This is a genomic window from Pseudomonas silensiensis (assembly GCF_050434865.1).
Taxonomy (GTDB): Bacteria; Pseudomonadota; Gammaproteobacteria; order Pseudomonadales; family Pseudomonadaceae; genus Aquipseudomonas; species Aquipseudomonas fluorescens_W.
The window spans coordinates 34,606-55,002 of record NZ_JBNDJH010000017.1; the positions used below are offsets into that span (position 1 = coordinate 34,606).

At 59.0% G+C, this 20,397-nt stretch carries 17 protein-coding genes and 4 tRNA genes; 14 read left to right on the top strand and 7 right to left on the bottom strand.

Annotation, left to right across the window (positions count from 1 at the left end):
- The first annotated feature begins 89 nt into the window (after positions 1 to 89).
- Both pap and QF010_RS22550 read left to right on the top strand, forming a co-directional pair.
- A complete protein-coding gene (gene pap, locus QF010_RS22545; protein ID WP_033055276.1) occupies positions 90 to 1,613 on the top strand; it encodes a polyphosphate:AMP phosphotransferase in 1,524 nt (507 codons plus the stop codon).
- Between the two features lie 101 nt (positions 1,614 to 1,714).
- Positions 1,715 to 2,899 carry a thiolase family protein gene (locus tag QF010_RS22550; protein WP_033055277.1) on the top strand — a complete coding sequence of 395 codons (1,185 nt, stop codon included), beginning with the start codon at positions 1,715 to 1,717 and terminating at the stop codon, positions 2,897 to 2,899.
- Between the two features lie 67 nt (positions 2,900 to 2,966).
- Here QF010_RS22550 and QF010_RS22555 read toward each other — a convergent pair whose 3' ends face one another.
- Positions 2,967 to 3,161, bottom strand: a complete 195-nt coding sequence (locus QF010_RS22555; protein WP_033055288.1) for a DUF6316 family protein — start codon at positions 3,159 to 3,161, stop codon at positions 2,967 to 2,969.
- A 211-nt stretch (positions 3,162 to 3,372) separates the two neighbouring features.
- Here QF010_RS22555 and QF010_RS22560 point away from each other — a divergent pair, with 211 nt between their 5' ends.
- Positions 3,373 to 4,332 carry a DMT family transporter gene (locus tag QF010_RS22560; RefSeq protein WP_429533981.1) on the top strand — a complete coding sequence of 320 codons (960 nt, stop codon included), beginning with the start codon at positions 3,373 to 3,375 and terminating at the stop codon, positions 4,330 to 4,332.
- Between the two features lie 102 nt (positions 4,333 to 4,434).
- Here the strand turns inward: QF010_RS22560 and QF010_RS22565 are convergent, their stop codons facing one another.
- Complete coding sequence (locus tag QF010_RS22565; protein WP_429533982.1) at positions 4,435 to 5,829, bottom strand: class II fumarate hydratase; 1,395 nt, start codon at positions 5,827 to 5,829, stop codon at positions 4,435 to 4,437.
- Between the two features lie 192 nt (positions 5,830 to 6,021).
- On the opposite strand from QF010_RS22565, the gene QF010_RS22570 reads away from it, so the two are divergent.
- The 7 genes from QF010_RS22570 (at position 6,022) to QF010_RS22600 (ending at position 13,936) form a co-directional block, all read left to right on the top strand.
- Entirely contained in the window at positions 6,022 to 6,546 is a 525-nt protein-coding gene (locus tag QF010_RS22570; RefSeq protein WP_033055281.1) for a DUF2059 domain-containing protein, read from the top strand.
- A 12-nt stretch (positions 6,547 to 6,558) separates the two neighbouring features.
- Complete coding sequence (locus QF010_RS22575; protein WP_008151216.1) at positions 6,559 to 6,858, top strand: BolA family protein; 300 nt, start codon at positions 6,559 to 6,561, stop codon at positions 6,856 to 6,858.
- 102 nt (positions 6,859 to 6,960) lie between these two features.
- Positions 6,961 to 7,902 carry an oxygen-dependent tRNA uridine(34) hydroxylase TrhO gene (trhO, locus tag QF010_RS22580; RefSeq protein WP_033055282.1) on the top strand — a complete coding sequence of 314 codons (942 nt, stop codon included), beginning with the start codon at positions 6,961 to 6,963 and terminating at the stop codon, positions 7,900 to 7,902.
- Between the two features lie 39 nt (positions 7,903 to 7,941).
- On the top strand, positions 7,942 to 8,544 hold the full coding sequence (locus tag QF010_RS22585; protein WP_177338865.1) for a DsbA family protein: 603 nt from the start codon (positions 7,942 to 7,944) through the stop codon (positions 8,542 to 8,544).
- Positions 8,537 to 10,354 (top strand): ABC transporter ATP-binding protein, encoded by a 1,818-nt coding sequence (locus QF010_RS22590; RefSeq protein ID WP_429533983.1) that lies wholly within the window; start codon positions 8,537 to 8,539, stop codon positions 10,352 to 10,354. Before QF010_RS22585 ends, QF010_RS22590 begins: the two co-directional genes overlap by 8 nt.
- Positions 10,355 to 10,636: 282 nt before the next feature.
- Entirely contained in the window at positions 10,637 to 13,096 is a 2,460-nt protein-coding gene (locus QF010_RS22595; protein ID WP_033055285.1) for an EAL domain-containing protein, read from the top strand.
- Between the two features lie 78 nt (positions 13,097 to 13,174).
- Entirely contained in the window at positions 13,175 to 13,936 is a 762-nt protein-coding gene (locus tag QF010_RS22600) for an iron-containing redox enzyme family protein (RefSeq protein ID WP_429533984.1), read from the top strand.
- Between the two features lie 83 nt (positions 13,937 to 14,019).
- On the opposite strand, the gene sugE is transcribed toward QF010_RS22600, so the two are convergent.
- From sugE to rdgC, 3 genes are all read right to left on the bottom strand, one after another.
- Complete coding sequence (sugE, locus tag QF010_RS22605) at positions 14,020 to 14,334, bottom strand: quaternary ammonium compound efflux SMR transporter SugE (RefSeq protein ID WP_008151200.1); 315 nt, start codon at positions 14,332 to 14,334, stop codon at positions 14,020 to 14,022.
- Between the two features lie 119 nt (positions 14,335 to 14,453).
- Positions 14,454 to 15,419: a bile acid:sodium symporter family protein gene (locus tag QF010_RS22610; protein ID WP_033055287.1), complete on the bottom strand. Its 966-nt coding sequence runs from the start codon at positions 15,417 to 15,419 to the stop codon at positions 14,454 to 14,456.
- 115 nt (positions 15,420 to 15,534) lie between these two features.
- The gene (gene rdgC, locus QF010_RS22615; protein ID WP_008151195.1) at positions 15,535 to 16,455 is read right to left on the bottom strand and encodes a recombination-associated protein RdgC; all 921 of its coding nucleotides are present in this window, start codon (positions 16,453 to 16,455) and stop codon (positions 15,535 to 15,537) included.
- Positions 16,456 to 16,615: 160 nt separating this feature from the next.
- Here rdgC and QF010_RS22620 point away from each other — a divergent pair.
- The 4 genes from QF010_RS22620 to QF010_RS22635 all read left to right on the top strand — a co-directional run bounded on the left by QF010_RS22620 (position 16,616) and on the right by QF010_RS22635 (position 17,159).
- Positions 16,616 to 16,691, top strand: a tRNA-Val gene (locus QF010_RS22620).
- Between the two features lie 19 nt (positions 16,692 to 16,710).
- Positions 16,711 to 16,787, top strand: a tRNA-Asp gene (locus tag QF010_RS22625).
- Between the two features lie 200 nt (positions 16,788 to 16,987).
- A tRNA-Val gene (locus QF010_RS22630) sits at positions 16,988 to 17,063 on the top strand.
- A 19-nt stretch (positions 17,064 to 17,082) separates the two neighbouring features.
- A tRNA-Asp gene (locus QF010_RS22635) sits at positions 17,083 to 17,159 on the top strand.
- Positions 17,160 to 17,300: 141 nt separating this feature from the next.
- Here QF010_RS22635 and QF010_RS22640 read toward each other — a convergent pair.
- Complete coding sequence (locus QF010_RS22640) at positions 17,301 to 18,434, bottom strand: catalase family protein (RefSeq protein WP_033059100.1); 1,134 nt, start codon at positions 18,432 to 18,434, stop codon at positions 17,301 to 17,303.
- Positions 18,431 to 20,239, bottom strand: a complete 1,809-nt coding sequence (locus QF010_RS22645; protein ID WP_033059239.1) for a di-heme-cytochrome C peroxidase — start codon at positions 20,237 to 20,239, stop codon at positions 18,431 to 18,433. The genes QF010_RS22640 and QF010_RS22645 overlap by 4 nt, the downstream gene beginning before the upstream one ends.
- Positions 20,240 to 20,397: the final 158 nt, after the last annotated feature.

Consider the following 20,397-nt stretch of genomic DNA (forward strand, 5'->3'; position numbering starts at 1 on the left):
GAAACTATTGTTGCTGCGAAGTAAGGGATTTCTCCCACGGGAAACAACTCAATCCGCTAGTCTTGCTCAATTCTGGAAGGAGCCGTCCCATGTTCGAATCCGCCGAAATCGGTCACGCCATCGACAAAGAAACCTACGACGCCGAAGAACCGGCCCTGCGTGAAGCCTTGCTCGAAGCGCAGTTCGAACTTCACCAGCAACGCCGCTTTCCGGTGATCATTCTGATCAATGGCATCGAAGGCGCCGGCAAGGGCGAGACGGTCAAGTTGCTCAACGAATGGATGGACCCACGCCTGATCGAGGTCCGCACGTTCGATCAGCAGACCGACGAAGAGCTGGCGCGGCCACCGGCCTGGCGCTACTGGCGGATGCTCCCGGCCAAGGGCCGCATGGGGATTTTCTTCGGCAACTGGTACAGCCAGATGCTGCAAGGCCGGGTTCATGGTTTGTTCAAGGACCCGGTGCTGGATCAGGTAATCAACCAGTCCGAGCGCTTTGAAAAAATGCTCTGCGATGAAGGCGCACTGATCTTCAAATTCTGGTTCCACCTCTCCAAGAAACAAATGAAGGCGCGGCTCAAGGCCTTGGCGGATGACCCGCTGCACAGCTGGCGCATCAGCCCGCTGGATTGGCAGCAATCGAAAACCTACGACAAATTCGTGAAGTACGGCGAACGCGTGTTGCGCCGTACCAGTCGTGATTACGCGCCTTGGCATGTGATCGAAGGGGTGGACCCTCATTACCGCAGCCTGGCGGTGGGCAAGATCCTGCTCGAAGGCCTGCAAAATGCCCTGAAGCGTCCCGAAGTCCATCCCGACAAGGTCAATGCCGCGCCGTTGCCCATCCATGTCGATCAGTTGAACCTGCTCGACAGTCTGGATTTGACCCTGAGCCTGGACAAGGACGATTACGAAGAACAATTGATTACCGAGCAGGCGCGATTCTCCGGTCTGATGCGTGACAAACGCATGCGTCGGCACGCCTTGGTGGCGGTGTTCGAGGGCAATGATGCGGCAGGCAAGGGCGGGGCGATCCGCCGGGTTGCGGCGGCCCTCGATCCGCGTCAATACAGCATCGTGCCGATTGCCGCGCCTACCGAAGAGGAACTGGCGCAGCCTTATCTGTGGCGTTTCTGGCGGCACATCCCGGCCAAGGGCAAGTTCACGGTGTTCGATCGCTCGTGGTACGGGCGGGTGCTGGTGGAGCGCGTCGAAGGCTTCTGCCCGCCGGCGGACTGGTTGCGGGCCTACAGTGAAATCAATGATTTTGAAGAGCTGATCGCCGAGGCCGGGGTGATCGTGGTCAAGTTCTGGCTGGCCATCGACAAGCAGACGCAACTCGAACGCTTCCAGGCAAGGGAAGAAATTCCCTTCAAGCGTTTCAAGATCACTGAAGATGACTGGCGCAATCGTGACAAATGGGACGCCTATCGCGCGGCGGTTGGTGACATGGTCGATCGCACCAGCACCGAGGTATCGCCCTGGACGCTGGTGGAAGCCAATGACAAGCGCTGGGCGCGGGTCAAAGTCCTGCGCACCATCAATCTGGCGCTGGAAGAGGCGTTTGAAAAGTCCGATAAACGCGAGAGGAAAGTGAAACAGCACAAGAAGTGAGCGATGGTTACGCATACGCGGGGTGAATGATTGTCGCGGTCGGTAATGCACTGGACTTATGCTCGGTCCACTCTCAACCGACAACAACAATGAGGTATGCCATGCGTGAAGTGGTGATCGTCGACAGCGTGCGGACTGGCCTGGCCAAATCCTTTCGCGGCAAGTTCAACCTGACCCGTCCGGACGACATGGCGGCCCATTGCGTCAATGCGCTGCTGGCGCGTTCGGGCATCGATCCGGCCAGCGTCGAGGACTGCATCGTCGGTGCCGGTTCCAACGAAGGTGGCCAGGGCTTCAACATCGGGCGCAACATCGCGGTGCTGTCGCGCCTGGGCACCGGCACTGCCGGCATGACCCTCAACCGTTTTTGTTCGTCGGGCTTGCAGGCGATCGCCATCGCCGCCAACCAGATTGCTTCGGGTTGCAGCGACATCATCGTCGCCGGTGGCGTCGAGTCGATCAGCCTGACCATGAAAAGCATCAACACCGACAACCTGATCAACCCGCTGCTCAAAGAGCAGGTGCCGGGCATCTATTTCCCGATGGGCCAGACGGCCGAAATCGTCGCTCGTCGTTACAACGTCAGTCGCGAAGAACAGGATCAGTACGCGCTGCAAAGTCAGAAACGTACCGCTCAGGCTCAGGCCGATAGATTGTTTGACGACGAAATCGTACCGATGGCGGTGAAATATCGGGTTGAAGACAAGGCCACCGGTCAGGTGCAGATCCTTGACGGTGTCGTCGATCACGATGACTGCAATCGCCCGGGCACCACCCTGGAAAGCCTGGCGGGATTGAAACCGGTGTTTGCCGAAGACGGTTCGGTGACAGCCGGCAACTCTTCGCAGCTGTCCGATGGCGCGTCGATGACGCTGGTGATGAGCCTGGAAAAAGCACTGGAACTGGGGTTGAAGCCGAAGGCTTTCTTCCGTGGTTTCACCGTGGCCGGTTGCGAGCCGGATGAGATGGGTATCGGCCCGGTGTTCTCGGTGCCGAAGTTGCTCAAGGCCAAGGGGTTGCGGGTTGCCGATATTGATTTGTGGGAACTCAACGAAGCGTTCGCCTCGCAATGCCTGTACAGCCGCATTCGGTTGGGGATTGATAACGACAAGTACAACGTCAACGGCGGTTCGATTTCCATCGGCCATCCATTCGGCATGACCGGTTCGCGTCAGGTCGGGCATCTCGTGCGTGAATTGCAGCGCCGCAACGTGCGTTACGGCATCGTCACCATGTGTGTGGGTGGCGGGATGGGCGCGACCGGGTTGTTTGAAGCGGTGCGTTAAGACTGCAAGAGTTGTGTTGCCTGGTTAACCGCTATCGCGAGCAGGCTTGCGATAGCGGCGCCGCGGTCTACAGGCTCATCCGCAGAAGCAGCATCCGCTCAATGTAAGCCTGTACCTCCCGCGCCAATTTCTCCGGGTTTTCAAACGGCCCCTCGAGGGTGTTTTCCCGGGTGCTGAAATACAAATCCCCATTCACACGACACACCCGGTCACAACGGAAGTGCGTGGCGGGGGCATTGTCCTGGGCGCGTTTGCCGTACATGGCGATCTCCTGAGGAATGTTCCTGTTGGCGAATCCCATGAGCTTATGCATGAACCACTTGCAGCGCCTGGCCAACCGATCGACGGCATAGCGCCAATTTAATGGTGCGACCTGCACAGTTTCATTCGCGGCCAACGCCCAACTGTCCCTGTGTGCCGAACAGCTCTAAGCCTAGAATGACCTTTCTCGCCACTTGGCTTCGGGGTTCGCAATGCACATTTCATCGGGTCGCTGGGTTTACGGTCTGTTCCTGGCCTTGCTGACCGCGCTGTTGTGGGGAATCCTGCCAATCAAACTCAAACAAGTCCTGCTGGTCATGGACCCGGTGACGGTGACCTGGTTTCGCCTGATCGTCTCCGGCGGGTGCCTGTTCATTTATCTGGCAGCGACCAAACGCCTGCCGAGCCGAAAGGTGCTCGGGCCGCGCGGAGGCTGGTTGGTGCTGATGGCGGTGCTCGGCCTGGTGGGCAACTACGTGCTGTACCTGATGGGCCTGAACCTGCTCAGCGCCGGTACCGCGCAACTGGTGGTGCAGATGGGCCCGATCATGTTGTTGATCGCCAGTTTGTTTGTGTTCAAGGAACGGTTCAGCGTGGGGCAGGGGATTGGCCTGCTGGTGCTGTTGATCGGCTTTGCCCTGTTTTTCAATCAGCGGCTGGCCGAGTTGCTGACCTCGCTGACCGATTACACCGCCGGTGTGCTTTTGGTGTTGCTGGCGTCCACGGTCTGGACGTTCTACGCCCTGGGCCAGAAGCAATTGCTCACGGTGTGGAATTCGCTGCAGGTGATGATGGTGATCTACCTGTTCTGCGCGCTGTTGCTGACGCCGTGGGTGCATCCGCTGGAAGCGTTGCAACTGAGTCCGCTGCAAGGCTGGCTGCTGCTGGCGTGCTGCATGAATACGCTAATTGCTTATGGCGCGTTTGCCGAGGCTCTGGCGCATTGGGAGGCATCGCGGGTCAGTGCGACGCTGGCGATTACGCCGTTGGTGACATTTGCTGCGGTGGCCGTGGCGGCGTGGTTGTGGCCGGAGTTTGTGCAGGCCGAGACGATCAATGGTCTGGGGTATGGCGGGGCGGTGCTGGTGGTGCTGGGGTCGGCGCTGGTGGCGTTGGGGCCTTCGTTGATTGCCGGGCTCAGGGCCCGGAAGGTGCGGATGGCGGCCAGTTAGACCGCGTTATCGTTCTTCGCGAGCAGGCTCGCACACAGGAGAATGCGATTACCTGTGGGAGCGAGCCTGCTCGCGAAAGCTGAGTGTCAGGCGCTACAAAACTCAGCCCTTGGCCCCAGCCTCCAGCATATTCTCCGGCCTTACCCACGCATCAAACTCTTCATCCGTCAGATACCCGAGTTGCAACGCCGCCTCACGCAGGGTCAGCCCTTCGGCGTAAGCCTTTTTGGCGATCTCCGCCGATTTGTCATAACCAATGTGCGGGTTCAGCGCTGTCACCAGCATCAACCCACGCTCCAGATGTTCAGCCATTTTCTCTGCGTCCGGTTCCAGACCGGCGATGCAGTGCTGCTGAAAGTTGCTGCAGCCATCGCCGAGCAGGCGGATCGATTGCAGCAGGTTGTGGATGATCACCGGTTTGAACACGTTCAGTTGCAGGTGCCCCTGACTCGCGGCAAACCCGATGGCGACGTCGTTGCCCAAGACCTGACACGCCAGCATCGATAGCGCTTCGCACTGAGTCGGATTGACCTTGCCCGGCATGATCGAGCTGCCCGGTTCGTTGGCCGGCAGTTTCACTTCGGCGAAGCCTGCGCGCGGCCCGGAGCCCAGCAGGCGCAGGTCGTTGGCGATTTTCATCAGGGTCACGGCGAGGGTTTTCAGCGCGCCGGACAGCGTGGTCAGCGGTTCATGGCCCGCCAGGGCGGCAAATTTGTTGGGGGCGGTGACGAACGGCAGGCCGGAGAGGGCGGCCAGTTCGGCAGCGATGGCTTCGCCAAAACCGTGGGGCGAATTCAGCCCGGTGCCAACCGCGGTGCCGCCCTGGGCCAGTTCACAGACGGCCGGCAGCGCGCTGCGGATTGCCCGTTCGGCGTAATCCAGCTGCGCGATGAACGCCGACAGTTCCTGACCGAAGGTGATCGGCGTTGCGTCCATCATGTGGGTGCGACCGGTCTTCACCAGCTTCATGTGCCGCGCCGACAGCTCGGCCAATCCGCCCGACAGTTCGTTGATCGCTGGCAGCAGTTGCTGTTGCACTGCCTGGACTGCCGCGATGTGCATGGCGGTAGGGAAACAGTCGTTGGAGCTCTGGGAGCGGTTGACGTGGTCGTTAGGGTGAACCGGCGACTTGCCGCCGCGAGCATTACCGGCCAGTTCGTTGGCGCGACCGGCGATCACTTCGTTGACGTTCATGTTGCTCTGGGTGCCGCTGCCGGTCTGCCAGACCACCAGCGGGAACTGGTCGTCGTGGCTGCCGTCGAGCACTTCGTCGGCGGCCTGTTCGATCAGCCGGGCGATGTCGGCGGGCAGGTCTCCGTTGCGGTCATTGACCCGCGCCGCGGCTTTCTTGATCAGCGCCAGGGCGTGCAGCACCGCCAGCGGCATGCGTTCGTTGCCAATCGCGAAGTTAATCAGCGAGCGTTGCGTCTGAGCGCCCCAGTAGGCTTCATCCGGGACTTCCACCTGGCCAAGGCTGTCGGTTTCGATACGGCTCATCATGCACACTCCTGTAGGTCTGATAGCGCAGTTTAGGCCGTGATCGCCGGTCGTGGTTCCATCAGTCTGGAATTTGACCGTTCAACCCCTCTAAATCAGTCCTGACAAGGCTTGGGGTTGAGCGACACACTTTTTTAGGCGCAGAATGGACGCCCTTGGGGTTTTACCTCGCCTGCTAGAAAAGGAAACTCGATGACTCGTCTTCGTGCCATCTGTACCGCGGTTGCACTGGTTTGCGCCAGCGGCCCTGTTTTTGCCGATACCGCCAGCCACAACGCCAGTGCCGAAGCTTTCCTGACCCTGGCGCACGCTGACAAATTGGGCACTCCGGTGTACATGCAAGTGCAGCAAATGTTCGCTCAGCGCTTTGAACAAACCAAAGCCCCTGAATCGAAAAAGGCCTTGCTGGAAACCTACCAGGCCAAAGCCAACGCCGCGCTGGACCAAGCCATTGGCTGGAACAAGCTGAAGCCAGACATGGTCAAGCTCTACACCACCAACTTCAGCGAATCCGAGCTGAAAGACCTGGTCGCGTTCTACCAGTCGCCACTGGGCAAGAAAGTCCTGGAAAAAATGCCGCAGCTGACTCAGCAATCGGCCCAGATGACTCAAGCCAAGCTGGAAAGCGCCGTGCCTGTGGTCAACAAACTGCTGGCTGACATGACGGCCGAGCTGGAGCCTAAAGGCGCCGCCGCTCCAGCCAAGAAAAAGCCTTAAGCGGAGTTCGGTATGACCATGCAACAACGCATCGAATCGACGCTGGGCCTGTTGCAGCCGCAGCATCTGCAAGTGCTGGATGAAAGCCACATGCACAGCCGTGGGTTGCAGACCCACTTCAAGGCCGTGGTGGTCAGCCAGCAGTTCGAAGGGCTCAACCGCGTCAAGCGTCACCAGAAAGTCTACGGCACGCTTGGCGAGCTGATGGGCGAGTTCCATGCGTTGGCGCTGCATACCTACACGCCAGAGGAATGGGCACAGATCGACGCGGCTCCGGCCTCGCCGACCTGTGCTGGCGGCAGCAAGCATTAAGCATCGGTTTTTTGCTAGAATCCGCAACGCGCCGCTCACCCGGCGCGTTTTTTTTCGCATCCGGTTCACCCCTTACGAGGGTAGCCACCTGGAGAATCACCCATGACACAACAGATTGTCGTGGCGGCACTGTATAAGTTCGTCACCCTGGAAGATTACGTCGCCCTGCGCGAGCCACTGCTGCAAGCGATGGTCGACAACGGCATCAAAGGCACGCTGCTGATCGCCGAAGAAGGCATCAACGGCACCGTGTCCGGCAGCCGCGAAGGCATTGACGGGCTGATGGCCTGGCTCAAGAACGACCCGCGTATGGACGACATCGACCACAAAGAATCGTACTGCGACGATCAGCCGTTCTATCGCACCAAAGTCAAACTCAAGAAAGAAATCGTCACCCTCGGCGTCGAAGGCGTGGACCCGAACAAAAAGGTCGGCACCTACGTCAATCCAGAGAACTGGAACGCGTTGATCAGCGATCCGGAAGTGCTGTTGATCGACACCCGCAACGACTACGAAGTCTCGATCGGCACCTTCGAAGGCGCCATCGACCCGAAGACCACCAGTTTTCGCGAATTCCCCGACTACATCAAAGCCAATTTCGACCCGGCCGTGCACAAGAAAGTCGCGATGTTCTGCACCGGCGGCATTCGTTGTGAAAAGGCGTCGAGCTATATGCTCAGCCAGGGTTTCGACGAGGTCTATCACCTCAAGGGCGGCATTCTGAAGTACCTCGAAGAGGTGCCGCAGGAAGAAACCAAATGGCAGGGCGACTGCTTCGTGTTCGATAACCGTGTGACCGTGCGCCACGACCTCAGCGAAGGCGACTACGATCAATGTCATGCCTGTCGTACACCGATCAGCGTCGACGACCGCGCATCCGAGCACTACGTGGCCGGCATCAGTTGCCCGCATTGCTGGGATAAGCTGAGCGAGAAGACCCGTCGCAGTGCCATCGACCGGCAAAAGCAGATCGAACTGGCCAAGGCTCGCAACCTGCCTCATCCGATCGGCTACAACTACAAGCAAACTCCTTCCGAGGCTTGAATCATGTCCGTGCAACGCCTGCTCTATGTGATGGACCCGATGTGTTCCTGGTGCTGGGGCTTCGCGCCGGTGGCCAACGCGCTGGTCGAGCAGGCGCAAGCAGCGGGGGTGGACGTGCACCTGGTGGTGGGCGGTTTGCGCACCGGCAGCGGTTCCGCGCTGGAGCCGACCACCCGGCGCTACATCCTTGAGCATTGGCAGGCGGTCACCGAGGCCACGGGTCAACCGTTCAAGCTGGAAGGCGCGTTGCCCGACGGGTTTGTCTACGACACCGAACCTGCCTGTCGGGCGCTGGTGACCGCGCGCAGCCTGGCGCCGGATTGCGCGTGGAAACTGCTCGGGCTGATTCAGCACGCGTTTTACGCCGAAGGTCGCGACGTCACGCATGCCAGTGTTCTGGTGGAGCTGGCGGAGCAGGCCGGTCTGCCGCGCATAGAATTCGCCGCCGCGTTCGACCGTGCCGATCAGCATGCCGCGACGGCGGCCGATTTCACCTGGGTCCAGGACCTGGGCATTGCCGGTTTCCCTACCTTGCTGGCTGAGCGTGATGGTCAATTGGCGCTATTGACCAATGGCTATCAGCCCCTCAGCGTATTGTCTCCGTTGCTCGGCCGCTGGCTGGAGCGCGCTGCCTGTGCATGATCTGCCCGACGACGCGCCAGCTTCTTCACGTGTCGACCGTCTGAGCTGGGCAGAAATCCGTCGCCTGGCGCTGCATCACAAAAAATCCCTGTGGATCGCCAACGGCGTGGCGGTGCTGGCAACCCTGTGTAGCGTACCAATTCCCTTGCTCCTGCCGTTGCTGGTGGACGAAGTGCTACTGGGTCACGGCGACGCCGCGCTGAAGATCATGAATCACGCGCTGCCCGACAACTGGCAGAAAGCCGCGGGTTACATCGGCCTGATGCTGCTGGTGACGTTGGGACTGCGGTGCGCTGCATTGCTGTTCAACGTGGTGCAGGCCCGGTTGTTTGCGGCGCTGGCCAAGGACATCGTCTACCGCATTCGCGTGCGACTGATTGAACGGCTCAAGCGCATTTCGCTGGGGGAATACGAAAGCCTGGGCAGCGGCACGGTCACCACCCACTTGGTGACCGACCTGGACACGCTGGACAAGTTCGTTGGCGAAACCCTCAGTCGTTTCCTTGTGGCCATGCTGACCCTGGTCGGCACCGCCTCCATCCTGATGTGGATGCACTGGAAGCTGGCGTTGCTGATCCTGCTGTTCAACCCGTTGGTGATCTATGCCACCGTACAGTTGGGCAAACGGGTCAAACACCTGAAGAAACTCGAGAACGACAGCACCTCGCGTTTTACCCAAGCGCTGACCGAAACCCTAGACTCCATTCAGGAAGTGCGCGCCGGCAACCGTCAGGGATTTTTCCTAGGACGCCTGGGTCAGCGCGCCCGGGAAGTGCGCGATTACGCGGTGAACTCGCAGTGGAAAACCGATGCCTCGAACCGTGCCAGCGGCTTGCTGTTCCAGTTCGGCATCGATATTTTCCGTGCGGCGGCGATGCTCACCGTGTTGTTTTCCGACCTGTCCATCGGCCAGATGCTCGCGGTGTTCAGCTACCTGTGGTTCATGATTGGTCCGGTGGAACAGCTGCTGAATCTGCAGTACGCCTATTACGCGGCCGGCGGCGCGCTGTCGCGGATCAACGAGTTGCTGGCCCGGGCCGATGAGCCTGAATACCCGGGCGGTGTCGACCCGTTCAACGGTCGCGAAACCGTTGGCATCGAAGTCCAGGGATTGAGTTTCGGTTACGGCGACGAGCTGGTGTTGAACCAGATGAACCTGTCGATCGCCCCCGGCGAAAAAGTCGCGATTGTCGGCGCCAGCGGTGGCGGCAAAAGTACCCTGGTGCAGTTGTTGCTGGGCCTGTACACGCCACTGGCCGGGACGATCCGCTTCGGCGGCTCGACCCAACAAGAGATTGGCCTGGAAACCGTGCGGGAAAATGTCTCCGTGGTCCTGCAACACCCGGCGCTGTTCAACGACACCATCCGCGCCAACCTGACCATGGGCCGCGAACGCAGCGACGAAGCCTGCTGGCAGGCGTTGGAGATTGCTCAGTTGCACCACACCGTTCGTGAGTTGCCCAACGGCCTGGACAGCATTGTCGGACGTTCCGGCGTGCGTTTATCCGGCGGGCAGCGCCAACGCCTGGCGATTGCGCGAATGGTGTTGGCCGAGCCCAAAGTGGTGATCCTCGACGAAGCCACTTCGGCACTGGATGCCGCCACCGAATACAACCTGCACCAGGCGTTGGCGCGGTTCCTGAGCAACCGCACCACGCTGATCATTGCGCACCGGTTGTCCGCGGTGAAGCAGGCCGACCGGGTGCTGGTGTTCGACGGCGGGCAGATTGCCGAGGATGGCGACCATCAGCAGTTGATTGCCGATGGTGGGTTGTATGCCAAGCTTTATGGGCATTTGCAGCAACATTAGATCTCTGCCACAGGACGTTCAGCGCATTTTCACGGTCGTCGAAACCGAATTCGTTGATAACAACCGAGCACTCTTTTGAAAGGGCTCCCGCAACGGATAGGGGGAGCCCGAAGTGCCTAGTAAATAGATCTCGAAACCGGCATTGGCGGTATATATCTATAGGAGGCGCACATGTACGGCATTGAGGCCGATCCTCTGCTTGCCTGAACCGGGAACGCACCCTAGTCTAGCTGTAGCGATCATGGTGGATGATGATCTGGCAGTGCTAAAACAAGGGACCTCATGAATCAAACGCGGACTCTCGGAACGCCACGGTTGTTAGGCATCGTCTGGCCATTTATTGCCGTCGTGTTATTTCAAGCCTTGCTGGGCGGCGTCAGCCTGTATGTTCTGTCGGCGGTTCGCGGCTATGTTGCCGGCGAAAGCCTGTGGTCCAAAGGTCAAAAAGACGCCATCTATTACCTCAATCTCTACGCTGAAAACCGCGACGAGACGATTTTCCTCAAATACCAGAACGCCATTGCCGTACCGCAGGGGGGCCACGAGTTGCGTGTGGCGCTGGATCATCGGCCACCGAATATCGAAGCGGCACGGGTGGCGATCCTCAAGGGCGGCAACCACCCGGATGACGTCTCCAGTGTGATCTGGCTGTACCTCAATTTCCGGCACTTCAGTTACCTCGAAAAAGCCATTGACCTTTGGACGGTGGGCGACGCGTACCTGGTGCAACTCGATGACGTTGCGAAGGAAATGCATCAGCACATTCCTGGCAATCAGGCCGCCGAGGCCGACATCAAGCGCTGGAAAGACCAGATATTCGCCATCAATGAGGGTGTGACACCGGCGGCGAAAGCCTTCAGCGATGCCTTGGGCGAAGGTTCGCGGGTGATCCTGCGGCTGCTGCTGGTGACCAACCTCGCCACCGCCCTGGGCTTGATTGCATTAGCACTGATGCGTACTCACAAACTGCTGAAGCAGCGCCATGCGTTCGCCGAGGCCCTGCAGTTGGAGAAGGACCGGGCGCAGATCACCCTTCAATCGATTGGCGACGGCGTAATCACCACGAATGTCGACGGCGCGATCGCCTACATGAACCCGGCCGCCGAGGCGCTGACCCACTGGAAGGCCGAGCAGGCGACGGGTTTGCCGCTGGCGGCGCTGTTCAATCTGCTGGACGAGAACGCTCAGGCCGATGGCTTCACGCTGATCGAGCACATTTTGAGCGGACAGCTCAGCGGTGGCAGCGAACACTCAAAACTGATCCAGCGACTGGATGGCAGCACGGTTTCGGTCACCCTGGTCGGTGCGCCGATCCGCAACGCCGGCAAGGTCAGCGGCACGGTGCTGGTGCTGCACGACATGACCCAAGAGCGGCAATACATTGCCAATCTGTCCTGGCAGGCGACCCATGACGCCTTGACCGGGCTCGCCAACCGCCGCGAGTTCGAATATCGCCTGGACCAAGCGCTGCACAACCTGACACGGCAGTCGGGGCGCCATGCGCTGATGTTCCTCGATCTGGATCAGTTCAAACTGGTCAACGATACCTGCGGCCATGCGGCGGGTGACGAGTTGCTGCGGCATATCTGTGCTCTGTTGCAATCCGGTTTGCGCGAAGGCGATACCCTGGCCCGGTTGGGTGGCGACGAGTTTGGCATCCTGCTGCAGAACTGCGCCCCGGAAGCCGCCGAGAAAATCGCCGAAGGCCTGCGTCAGACCGTGCAGAACCTGCACTTCGTCTGGAAAGGCCGACCCTTCGTGACCACTGTGAGCATCGGGCTGGTACACGTCGCTCAGAATCCGACCACTCTCGAAGCCTCGCTGCGCGCTGCCGACATGGCCTGCTACATGGCCAAGGAAAAGGGCCGCAACCGGGTTCAGGTCTATCACGCCGATGATTCGGAACTGTCCCTGCGCTTCGGCGAGATGGCTTGGGTGCAGCGTTTGCACATGGCGCTGGAAGAAGACCGCTTCTGTCTATTTGCACAGGAAATCGCCCCCCTTGGTCATGTCGAGCGGGGCGGTGGACATATCGAAATTCTGTTGCGCCTGCACGATGAAGCCGGACGCATGATTTTGCCCGACAGTTTTATTCCGGCTGCCGAGCGTTATGGTTTGATGACGTCCCTTGACCGCTGGGTTGTACAGAACGTTTTCAAGATTATTGCCCAATGCATAGCCGAACAGCGCAAAGGACCATTGGCCATGTGTGCGATTAATCTGTCAGGCACAACTATCGGAGATGAGGCGTTTCTGCACTTCCTGCGTGAACAGTTTGTTACTTACTCCATACCGCCTGAAATGATTTGTTTTGAAATCACTGAAACCAGTGCTATTTCAAATCTCGGAAGTGCAATTAAATTTATTAATGAACTCAAAGGTTTAGGTTGCCACTTTTCACTGGATGACTTTTGCGCCGGAATGTCCTCGTTCGCCTACTTGAAACATTTACCTGTAGACTTCCTGAAGATCGACGGGAGTTTCGTAAAGGATATGCTGGACGACCCGATTAACCGCGCCATGGTCGAAGTGATCAATCACATCGGTCATGTAATGGGTAAGCGAACAATTGCCGAGTTTGTTGAAACACCCCAGATCGAGCAGGCATTGCTGGAGATCGGGGTGGATTACGCTCAAGGGTATGTTATTGAACGCCCGCATTTGTTTACCTGCGACAGTTTACAAAGTCGTCCAGCCAGGCCTCAGCCTTTGTTATTCAAGGCGCCTGGCACGTTCCGTTGAAATCTCTTGCTGATCCTTATAATCACAATCAAAAGGAGCTCGACAGTGATCGACACATTCAACCGAACCGGACCACTCATGGAAGCTGCAAGTTATCCCGCGTGGGCTCAACGCCTGATCCAGGATTGCAGCGAGAGCAAGCGCCGGGTTGTCGAACACGAACTGTATAAGCGTCTGCGTGATAACAAACTCAGTGCAAAGACCATGCGTCAGTACCTGATTGGTGGCTGGCCGGTAGTCGAACAGTTCGCGTTATATATGGCACAGAACCTGACCAAGACTCGCTTTGCCCGACATCCAGGTGAAGACATGGCGCGTCGCTGGCTAATGCGTAACATACGCGTCGAATTGAACCATGCTGATTACTGGGTGCACTGGAGCCGTGCTCACGGTGTCAGCCTGGAAGATTTGCAAGCGCAAAAGGTTGCCCCTGAACTTCACGCCTTGAGCCACTGGTGCTGGCACACCAGTTCGTCGGATTCGCTGATCGTTGCCATTGCCGCCACCAACTACGCCATTGAAGGGGTGACCGGGGAGTGGTCGGCGCTGGTCTGTTCCAGTGGCGTCTACGCGGCATCATTCCCCGAGGAAGATCGCAAGCGGGCCATGAAGTGGTTAAAAATGCATGCCCAGTACGACGATGCCCATCCGTGGGAAGCCCTGGAAATCATCTGCACGCTGGCGGGCATGAACCCAAGCCAATCCCTGCAAGCGGAATTGCGTCAGGCGGTCTGCAAAAGCTACGACTATATGTTCCTGTTCCTGGAGCGCTGCATGCAACTTGAGCAGGCGGGAAAGGCTCCTGTCGCGCGTGAGCGCATGGAGCTGGCCGAGAGCTGATCGTTTAATACACGCCATTGAAAAAGCCCGCTCCCCTGTCTGTATCGAAAGGGGGCGGGCTTTTTCGTACTGGCAGCAATCAGTCAGGCGCTGATCTTCAATCCGACCAGCCCGGAAATGATCAGCGCCACACTGGCGAGCCTGAACAGCGCCATGGATTCACCGAACAGAATGATCCCGGCAATGACCGTCCCGACCGCACCGACACCCGTCCAGATCGCGTAGGCCGTGCCCAGCGGCAATTCCTTCATGGCGAGGCCCAGCAAACCAAGGCTGATGGCCATGGCGGCAACGGTCAATGCGGTGGGGAGAGGGCGGCTGAAGCCATCGGTGTATTTCAGGCCGACGGCCCAGCCAACTTCGAACAGGCCGGCGAAAAACAGAATGATCCAGGACATGAGAGACCTCCATCGATTGACGGGGTCGTCCCCAGATTAATGACTCGATCGAGCCGCGAGGTCGTCCTCGCGTTTTGCAATAGAGTGCCCATCATTAACCTGGGGATCAAGTTTGCGGATCAGTCGGTGGCCTGTTGAGCCGCCGCCTCACGATCTTCTTTCTCGCTCATCCTGCGGAAATAGGTCGAGAGCAGCGCCCCGGAGATGTTGTGCCAGACACTGAACAACGCGCTCGGCACCGCCGCCAGCGGCGAGAAGTGCGCACTGGCCAAGGCCGCACCCAACCCGGAGTTCTGCATGCCGACTTCCAGCGCCAGGGATTTACGCTGGGCCAGTGGCAACTTGAACAGCCTCCCGGTGAAGTAACCCAGCAGATAGCCGAAGCTGTTGTGCAGCATCACCACGGCCATGATCAGCAGGCCGGATTCGGCAATCTTCGCCTGGCTGGCAGCCACCACGGCTGTGACGATAATGACGATGCTCACCACCGAGATCAGCGGCAGCACCTCCACCGCGTGACGAACCCGATCACCCAGCAGGCGCTGGGCAACCACGCCAAGCACGATCGGCAACAGCACCACTTGCAGGATCGACCAGAACAACTCCATGAACGAAACCGGCAACCAGGCTGAGGCCAGCAACCAGATCAGAGCCGGCGTCAGCAGCGGGGCGAGGAGGGTGGTGACAGCGGCGATGGCCACCGACAGCGCCAGATCACCGCGGGCCAGCCAGGTCATCACGTTCGACGAGGTGCCGCTAGGGCAGCAGCCGACCAGGATGACGCCGACAGCAATCTCCGGCGGCAAGTGGAAAGCCTGGCAAAGCAACCACGCCACACCGGGCATGATCACGAAATGCGCAACCACGCCCAGGGCCACGCGCCATGGATGGCGAGCGACTTCGGCGAAGTCTTCGAGTTTGAGGGTCAGGCCCATGCCGAACATCACCAGGCCCAACAGAGGCACGATCGCACCCTTCAGGCCGATGAACCAGGTCGGTTGCAGGAACGCCACGACGGCGAAAATCAGTACCCAGTAAGCGAAGGTGTTGCCGACAAAACGACTCAATGCAGCCAGTGCGCGCATGGCCTGTTCCTTATTCTTGAGTAACACCATAAAACCAATGTGGGAGCGAGCCAGGTGGCGAGGGGATAAATACCCTCGCCACATCGCCCGCTCCCACATTAGCAATCACCAGCTTTTAGATCCCCTGCGGAGTCTCTTCGCCGCCCAACGCTTCAACCAGCGCCGGCAGGAAGTCGCCGAAGGTCAGCATCATCAGGGTGAAGCTGGCATCCAGTTGGCCGAGGGCTTCTTCGCCACCGTCCTGTTCCGCCTGGTCTTGCAGCAGGTCTTCGAACTTCAGGCGCTTGACCACCATCTTGTCGTCAAGCACGAAAGACAGCTTGTCTTGCCAGGCCAGCGACAGCTGAGTGACCACTTTGCCAGTGCTTAGGTGCAGCTGGATTTCTTCGCTGGTCAGGTCCTGGCGCTTGCAACGCACGATGCCGCCGTCTTCGTGGGTATCACGCAGCTCGCACTCATCCAGCACGAAGAAATCGTCCGCGGCTTTCTGGGTGGTAACCCACTCAGTCATGGTCGCGGTAGGGGACATCTTCACGGTCAGCGGACGTACCGGCAGCGTGCCGATGACTTCACGCAGGGTGGACAGCAAGTCTTCGGCACGTTTCGGGCTGGCCGAGTTGACCAGGATCAGGCCCTGTTTCGGCGCGATGGCAGCGAAAGTCGACGAACGACGAATAAAGGCGCGCGGCAGGAAGGCCTGGATGATTTCATCCTTGATCTGATCGCGTTCCTTTTTGTAGACCTTGCGCATTTGTTCGGCTTCGATCTCTTCGACCTTTTCCTTCACCGCGTCACGCACGACGCTGCCCGGCAGAATGCGTTCTTCTTTACGGGCGGCGATCAGCAGGAAGTCGCCACTGACGTGCGCCAGCGGAGCATCTTCGCCCTTGCCGAATGGCGCGACGAAACCGTAGGTGGTCAACTCCTGGCTTGCACATGGACGCGCCAGTTTGGTGGCCAGTGCAGTTTCCAACGCCTCGGCATCAAAAGGCAGATCTTGGGTCAGGCGATAGATAAGCAGGTTTTTGAACCACATGGGGCGAGTCTCTCCTTTATACAAAGGGGGGCATTATTCTCTTCGCGGCGCCATAGGCCAACCCTTCTCTAAGCCTTTGGAAGGCCTGAAAAAATTAATTAAAAAAGTGCTTGCCAGAGATGTGGTCGCTCCGTAGAATGCGCGCCACACCGAAAGTGAAGGGTGATTAGCTCAGCTGGGAGAGCGTCTGCCTTACAAGCAGAATGTCGGCGGTTCGATCCCGTCATCACCCACCATTCGCTTCCAGTGTTACGCGCAGCGGTAGTTCAGTCGGTTAGAATACCGGCCTGTCACGCCGGGGGTCGCGGGTTCGAGTCCCGTCCGCTGCGCCATATTCGGTTATCTGGAACGCTGAACGCCAGGTCACCACGGAAAAGCCCGCTTAACGCGGGTTTTTTTCTGTCCAAAAGTTTGTAAGTTGTTCCTGCAGGTCGCGTCGTTTTATGGGTTTTCAGATTTTTTGAAAAATTAATCAATTAAATCAACACTTTATGAAAATCTGTGGCACAATGCGCCCCGCAACGAAGGTAAAGGGTGATTAGCTCAGCTGGGAGAGCGTCTGCCTTACAAGCAGAATGTCGGCGGTTCGATCCCGTCATCACCCACCACTTACTTTCAACGCTACGCGCAGCGGTAGTTCAGTCGGTTAGAATACCGGCCTGTCACGCCGGGGGTCGCGGGTTCGAGTCCCGTCCGCTGCGCCATATTCGGTCACCTGGAACGCTGAACGCCAGGTCACCACAGAAAGCCCGCTTAATGCGGGCTTTTTGCTGTCTGGGGTTTGGCTTCTACCGAAGCGCCACCGAGAAAGCGACCTTCGGGTCGCTTTTTTTCGTTCTGCCTCCTTATCGTTCGGCGTTGCGGCTGTGTCGATAGTCGCTCACGGCTTCATACACGGCTTTGCGCAACCGGTTAATGCCGCCAATCGGGCGGTGAGCCTCAAGGCCAAACCAGGGGTTGAACGACTGGTTATCGCATTGCACGTTCAGCGCAGGCGTATCGAAGTCCTGGGCGGGTACTTTGACCCGCGCCACGGTCTCGAACAGGGCATCGCTTTGCTGCCACTCAATGCTCGTGTCTTCGATCGGCATGTACTTGGCCGGGTCCTGGCGCTGAATCTGCAGGACGAAGCAGGCCGGTATCCGGTCAGTCGACAGTTGCTGGTTCAGCGCATTGCGCAGGAAGTTCGGCAACTTCTGGTTTTGCGCAGGCAGGGTGTAAGTCGGGCAGCTTGCCGGATCGGGCATGACGCGGAACTTGGCATTGGCTTCGCCGAATTTGTAGGGCGATACCGAAAAGTAAGTCGTCTGGGTCGGGCTTTTCGGGGCGGGTGACAGTGTCGCCAGCGCTATAAACAGATGGGGAACCTGCCAGGTCCGTGGGTCCCAGCCTGGAAAGAACGCCATCAGCTTCTTGCCGTCAGCCTGGGCGGCGACATTCTGACGGTACTCGGCGACATCGCTGACGAAGAAGTTCGGATGGCTGAACATCACGAAGTCCTGTTCACCACGGCTCTGTTGATCATGCAGCAGTTGTTTACCGGGCACGTCGAGCAACTTGATTGCCATGCCTCGTGCATCGCGGATGCTGTCGAACTGTGGGTAGGCATTGCCGTTGGACAGCCGGATCGTCGCTTGCCAGGTTTTGCCGGGTTGGCTGAACACACCCTGACGCAGTTCGCCCGCCAGATCCGCCAGCACCTGAACCTCGGCCTTCACGCAGCCATGGGCCTTGGCATGGGCGTCGCGCAGGTAACGGGTGCTTTCACGGTGCTGATCGACGATGCGCACGGCGGTCTGGATGATGTCTTGGGTCATCGCTGATTCGCCATCCGGAATCAGTTCTTCAGCCGAAACCGGGCCGCTGTGCTGCCAGGCAAACCACGCCGTGACCAGCGCCCAGCCGAGCAATCCAAGGCCCAGCGACCACAGCAGGGTTTTGCCGAGAAAGGCGCCAAAACGCATCCAGAGTCTACTCATGGCAATTGCGCCTCCAACGGGCCGCCCAATACTTTCAAGTACTCCAGCAACGCCCAGCGTTCCTCCGGTTGCAGCCAGCGGCCGATAACGCCGTTGCCACGCTTGCCAGCACGGAACTCGTGGCCGCTGTTGTGATTGCCGGTGATGCGCGTGTCGAACATGAAGCCATTGGCGAAGGCCTCGGTGCGATAGCCGAGGTGCCTCGGGTCGTACTCGAAAGTGCCTTTGTAGAAGGTGGTTGCGCGTTCATCCTGGGGCGAGAGCAACTGATAAATGCTCGGCACCGAACCGTTATGCAGAAACGGTGCGGTGGCCCAGACTCCCGCCAATGGTCGCGCCTTGTAGGCGCGCAATTCGCGCACGCCAATCGGCAGGCCGAAACCATCCATGTCCGGTCGTTCGGCTGTAGGAATGTTTGCTTCACGGTAGGCCCGATTTCCGACGAAAGCGGTGACGTAGGCCAACCCTTTAGCCGATGAGAGCTTGCTCAAATCCAGCGATTCAGTGGGCTTCGGCTGCAATTGCACATCCAGCTGTGCCAGCTCTGACGGGTCCCATTGCAAGGCCGTGAGGTCGAAGCGATGGTCGGCAATGTTATTGGCTGCGCCGGCGTCTGTGCCAATGAACTCCACGGGCAGCATTTTCAGATGCTGCACCCAGCGCCCGTTGCTTTGAACTGATCGAGGTACATGGCAGCCGGCGCAGTTCTCGGTGAATAATTCGCGACCTTTTGCAGCCTGGGTTTTGTCGATGGCACCCAGCAGTTCTTCCGGCCAGGCCGGTGGTTTTAGCCGTTGCAGGGTTTGTTCGATCAGGTGCAGATCGCCCAAGCGGACACTGGACGGATAACGGGCGTCTCCTTTAAGCGGTTGGCCGTCAGCGTCGAAGAAATTCAGCGTGGCGCCCACCCCCAAGGCCTCGCCAATGTTGCGGGCCATCGGTTGTTGCGCCGAACCGTTCCACTGCACCCAGTCGAAGGTCCACATGTCCCACAGTTGCGGATAGTCGACCGGAGCGTTGGCCACGCGGTAGTTGGTGGCGGAAATCGCATCGCCGAAACTGGCGTTGGCAATGCGCCCGAAAGCGTCGGTGCGGCCGGGGCCTTCTTCAGTGGGATAGAGCCCGCGATGGGTGTCGTTCCAGGCCACCTTCAAGAAGGTGTCGAGCGAGACTTTGACGTCTTCGCGCAGTTGTTGATGCCGGGCCTCGTAGTCCTGGCCCAACACGTTGCGTGCGAAACGTTCGAATTTCCATGGGTTGTAGTAAGTCGACGTCAGACTCGCTACCAGCGCTTGTCCGAAACTGCCACCGCGCAACGTAGGAACGCTGGATGGCAGAACGTGCTGCGCCGAACCGCCATCGATGCGCACGGCCTGGCCGTTAAAGCGCAGTTCGCCGGTGTGGCAGGCGGCGCAGGTGATGTCGAGAAACTCGTCCTGGCTTCCAGGGTTCTGATGACGGGCGAAGCCCACTGGCAGATTGCCGGGGTTGTTTGGCGTGGGTCTCTGGCTGGGGTCGATCAGAAAACCGAAGCGGGCGAGGTATTCGGGAGCGGCGAATCGCTGTTGCGAGAACGGTAATTCGAGGGCCTTGAACCAGTCATAGCGCAAGCCTTTGACCTGAGTGCCCTGGGGCGTGAAGTAGTAAGTTTCGCGGTCGCTGGCACTCCATTGCTCCAGGTAATGCACCTGCTGCACGGGTGACCAGGCCGGTAGTTTCGGGTTGGCGACGTAGTACAGAACCACGGCGAGGCCCAGCCCCAGCAGGACTGCGAACAGAACCAGCAAGCGAAAGAGGAGGCGCAAGATAAACATCCTTGTCGATTTGTAGCTTCCTTATGCCCTAGCACCTGAGATGCGGCAAGTGGCCATTACGCCAGATGCTGGGGTTCTGCTATCGGTCTCTGTGAGCGCAAGATGACAGAAGCTTCATCGTCCCATTCCCGAAATGCGTTAAAACACCT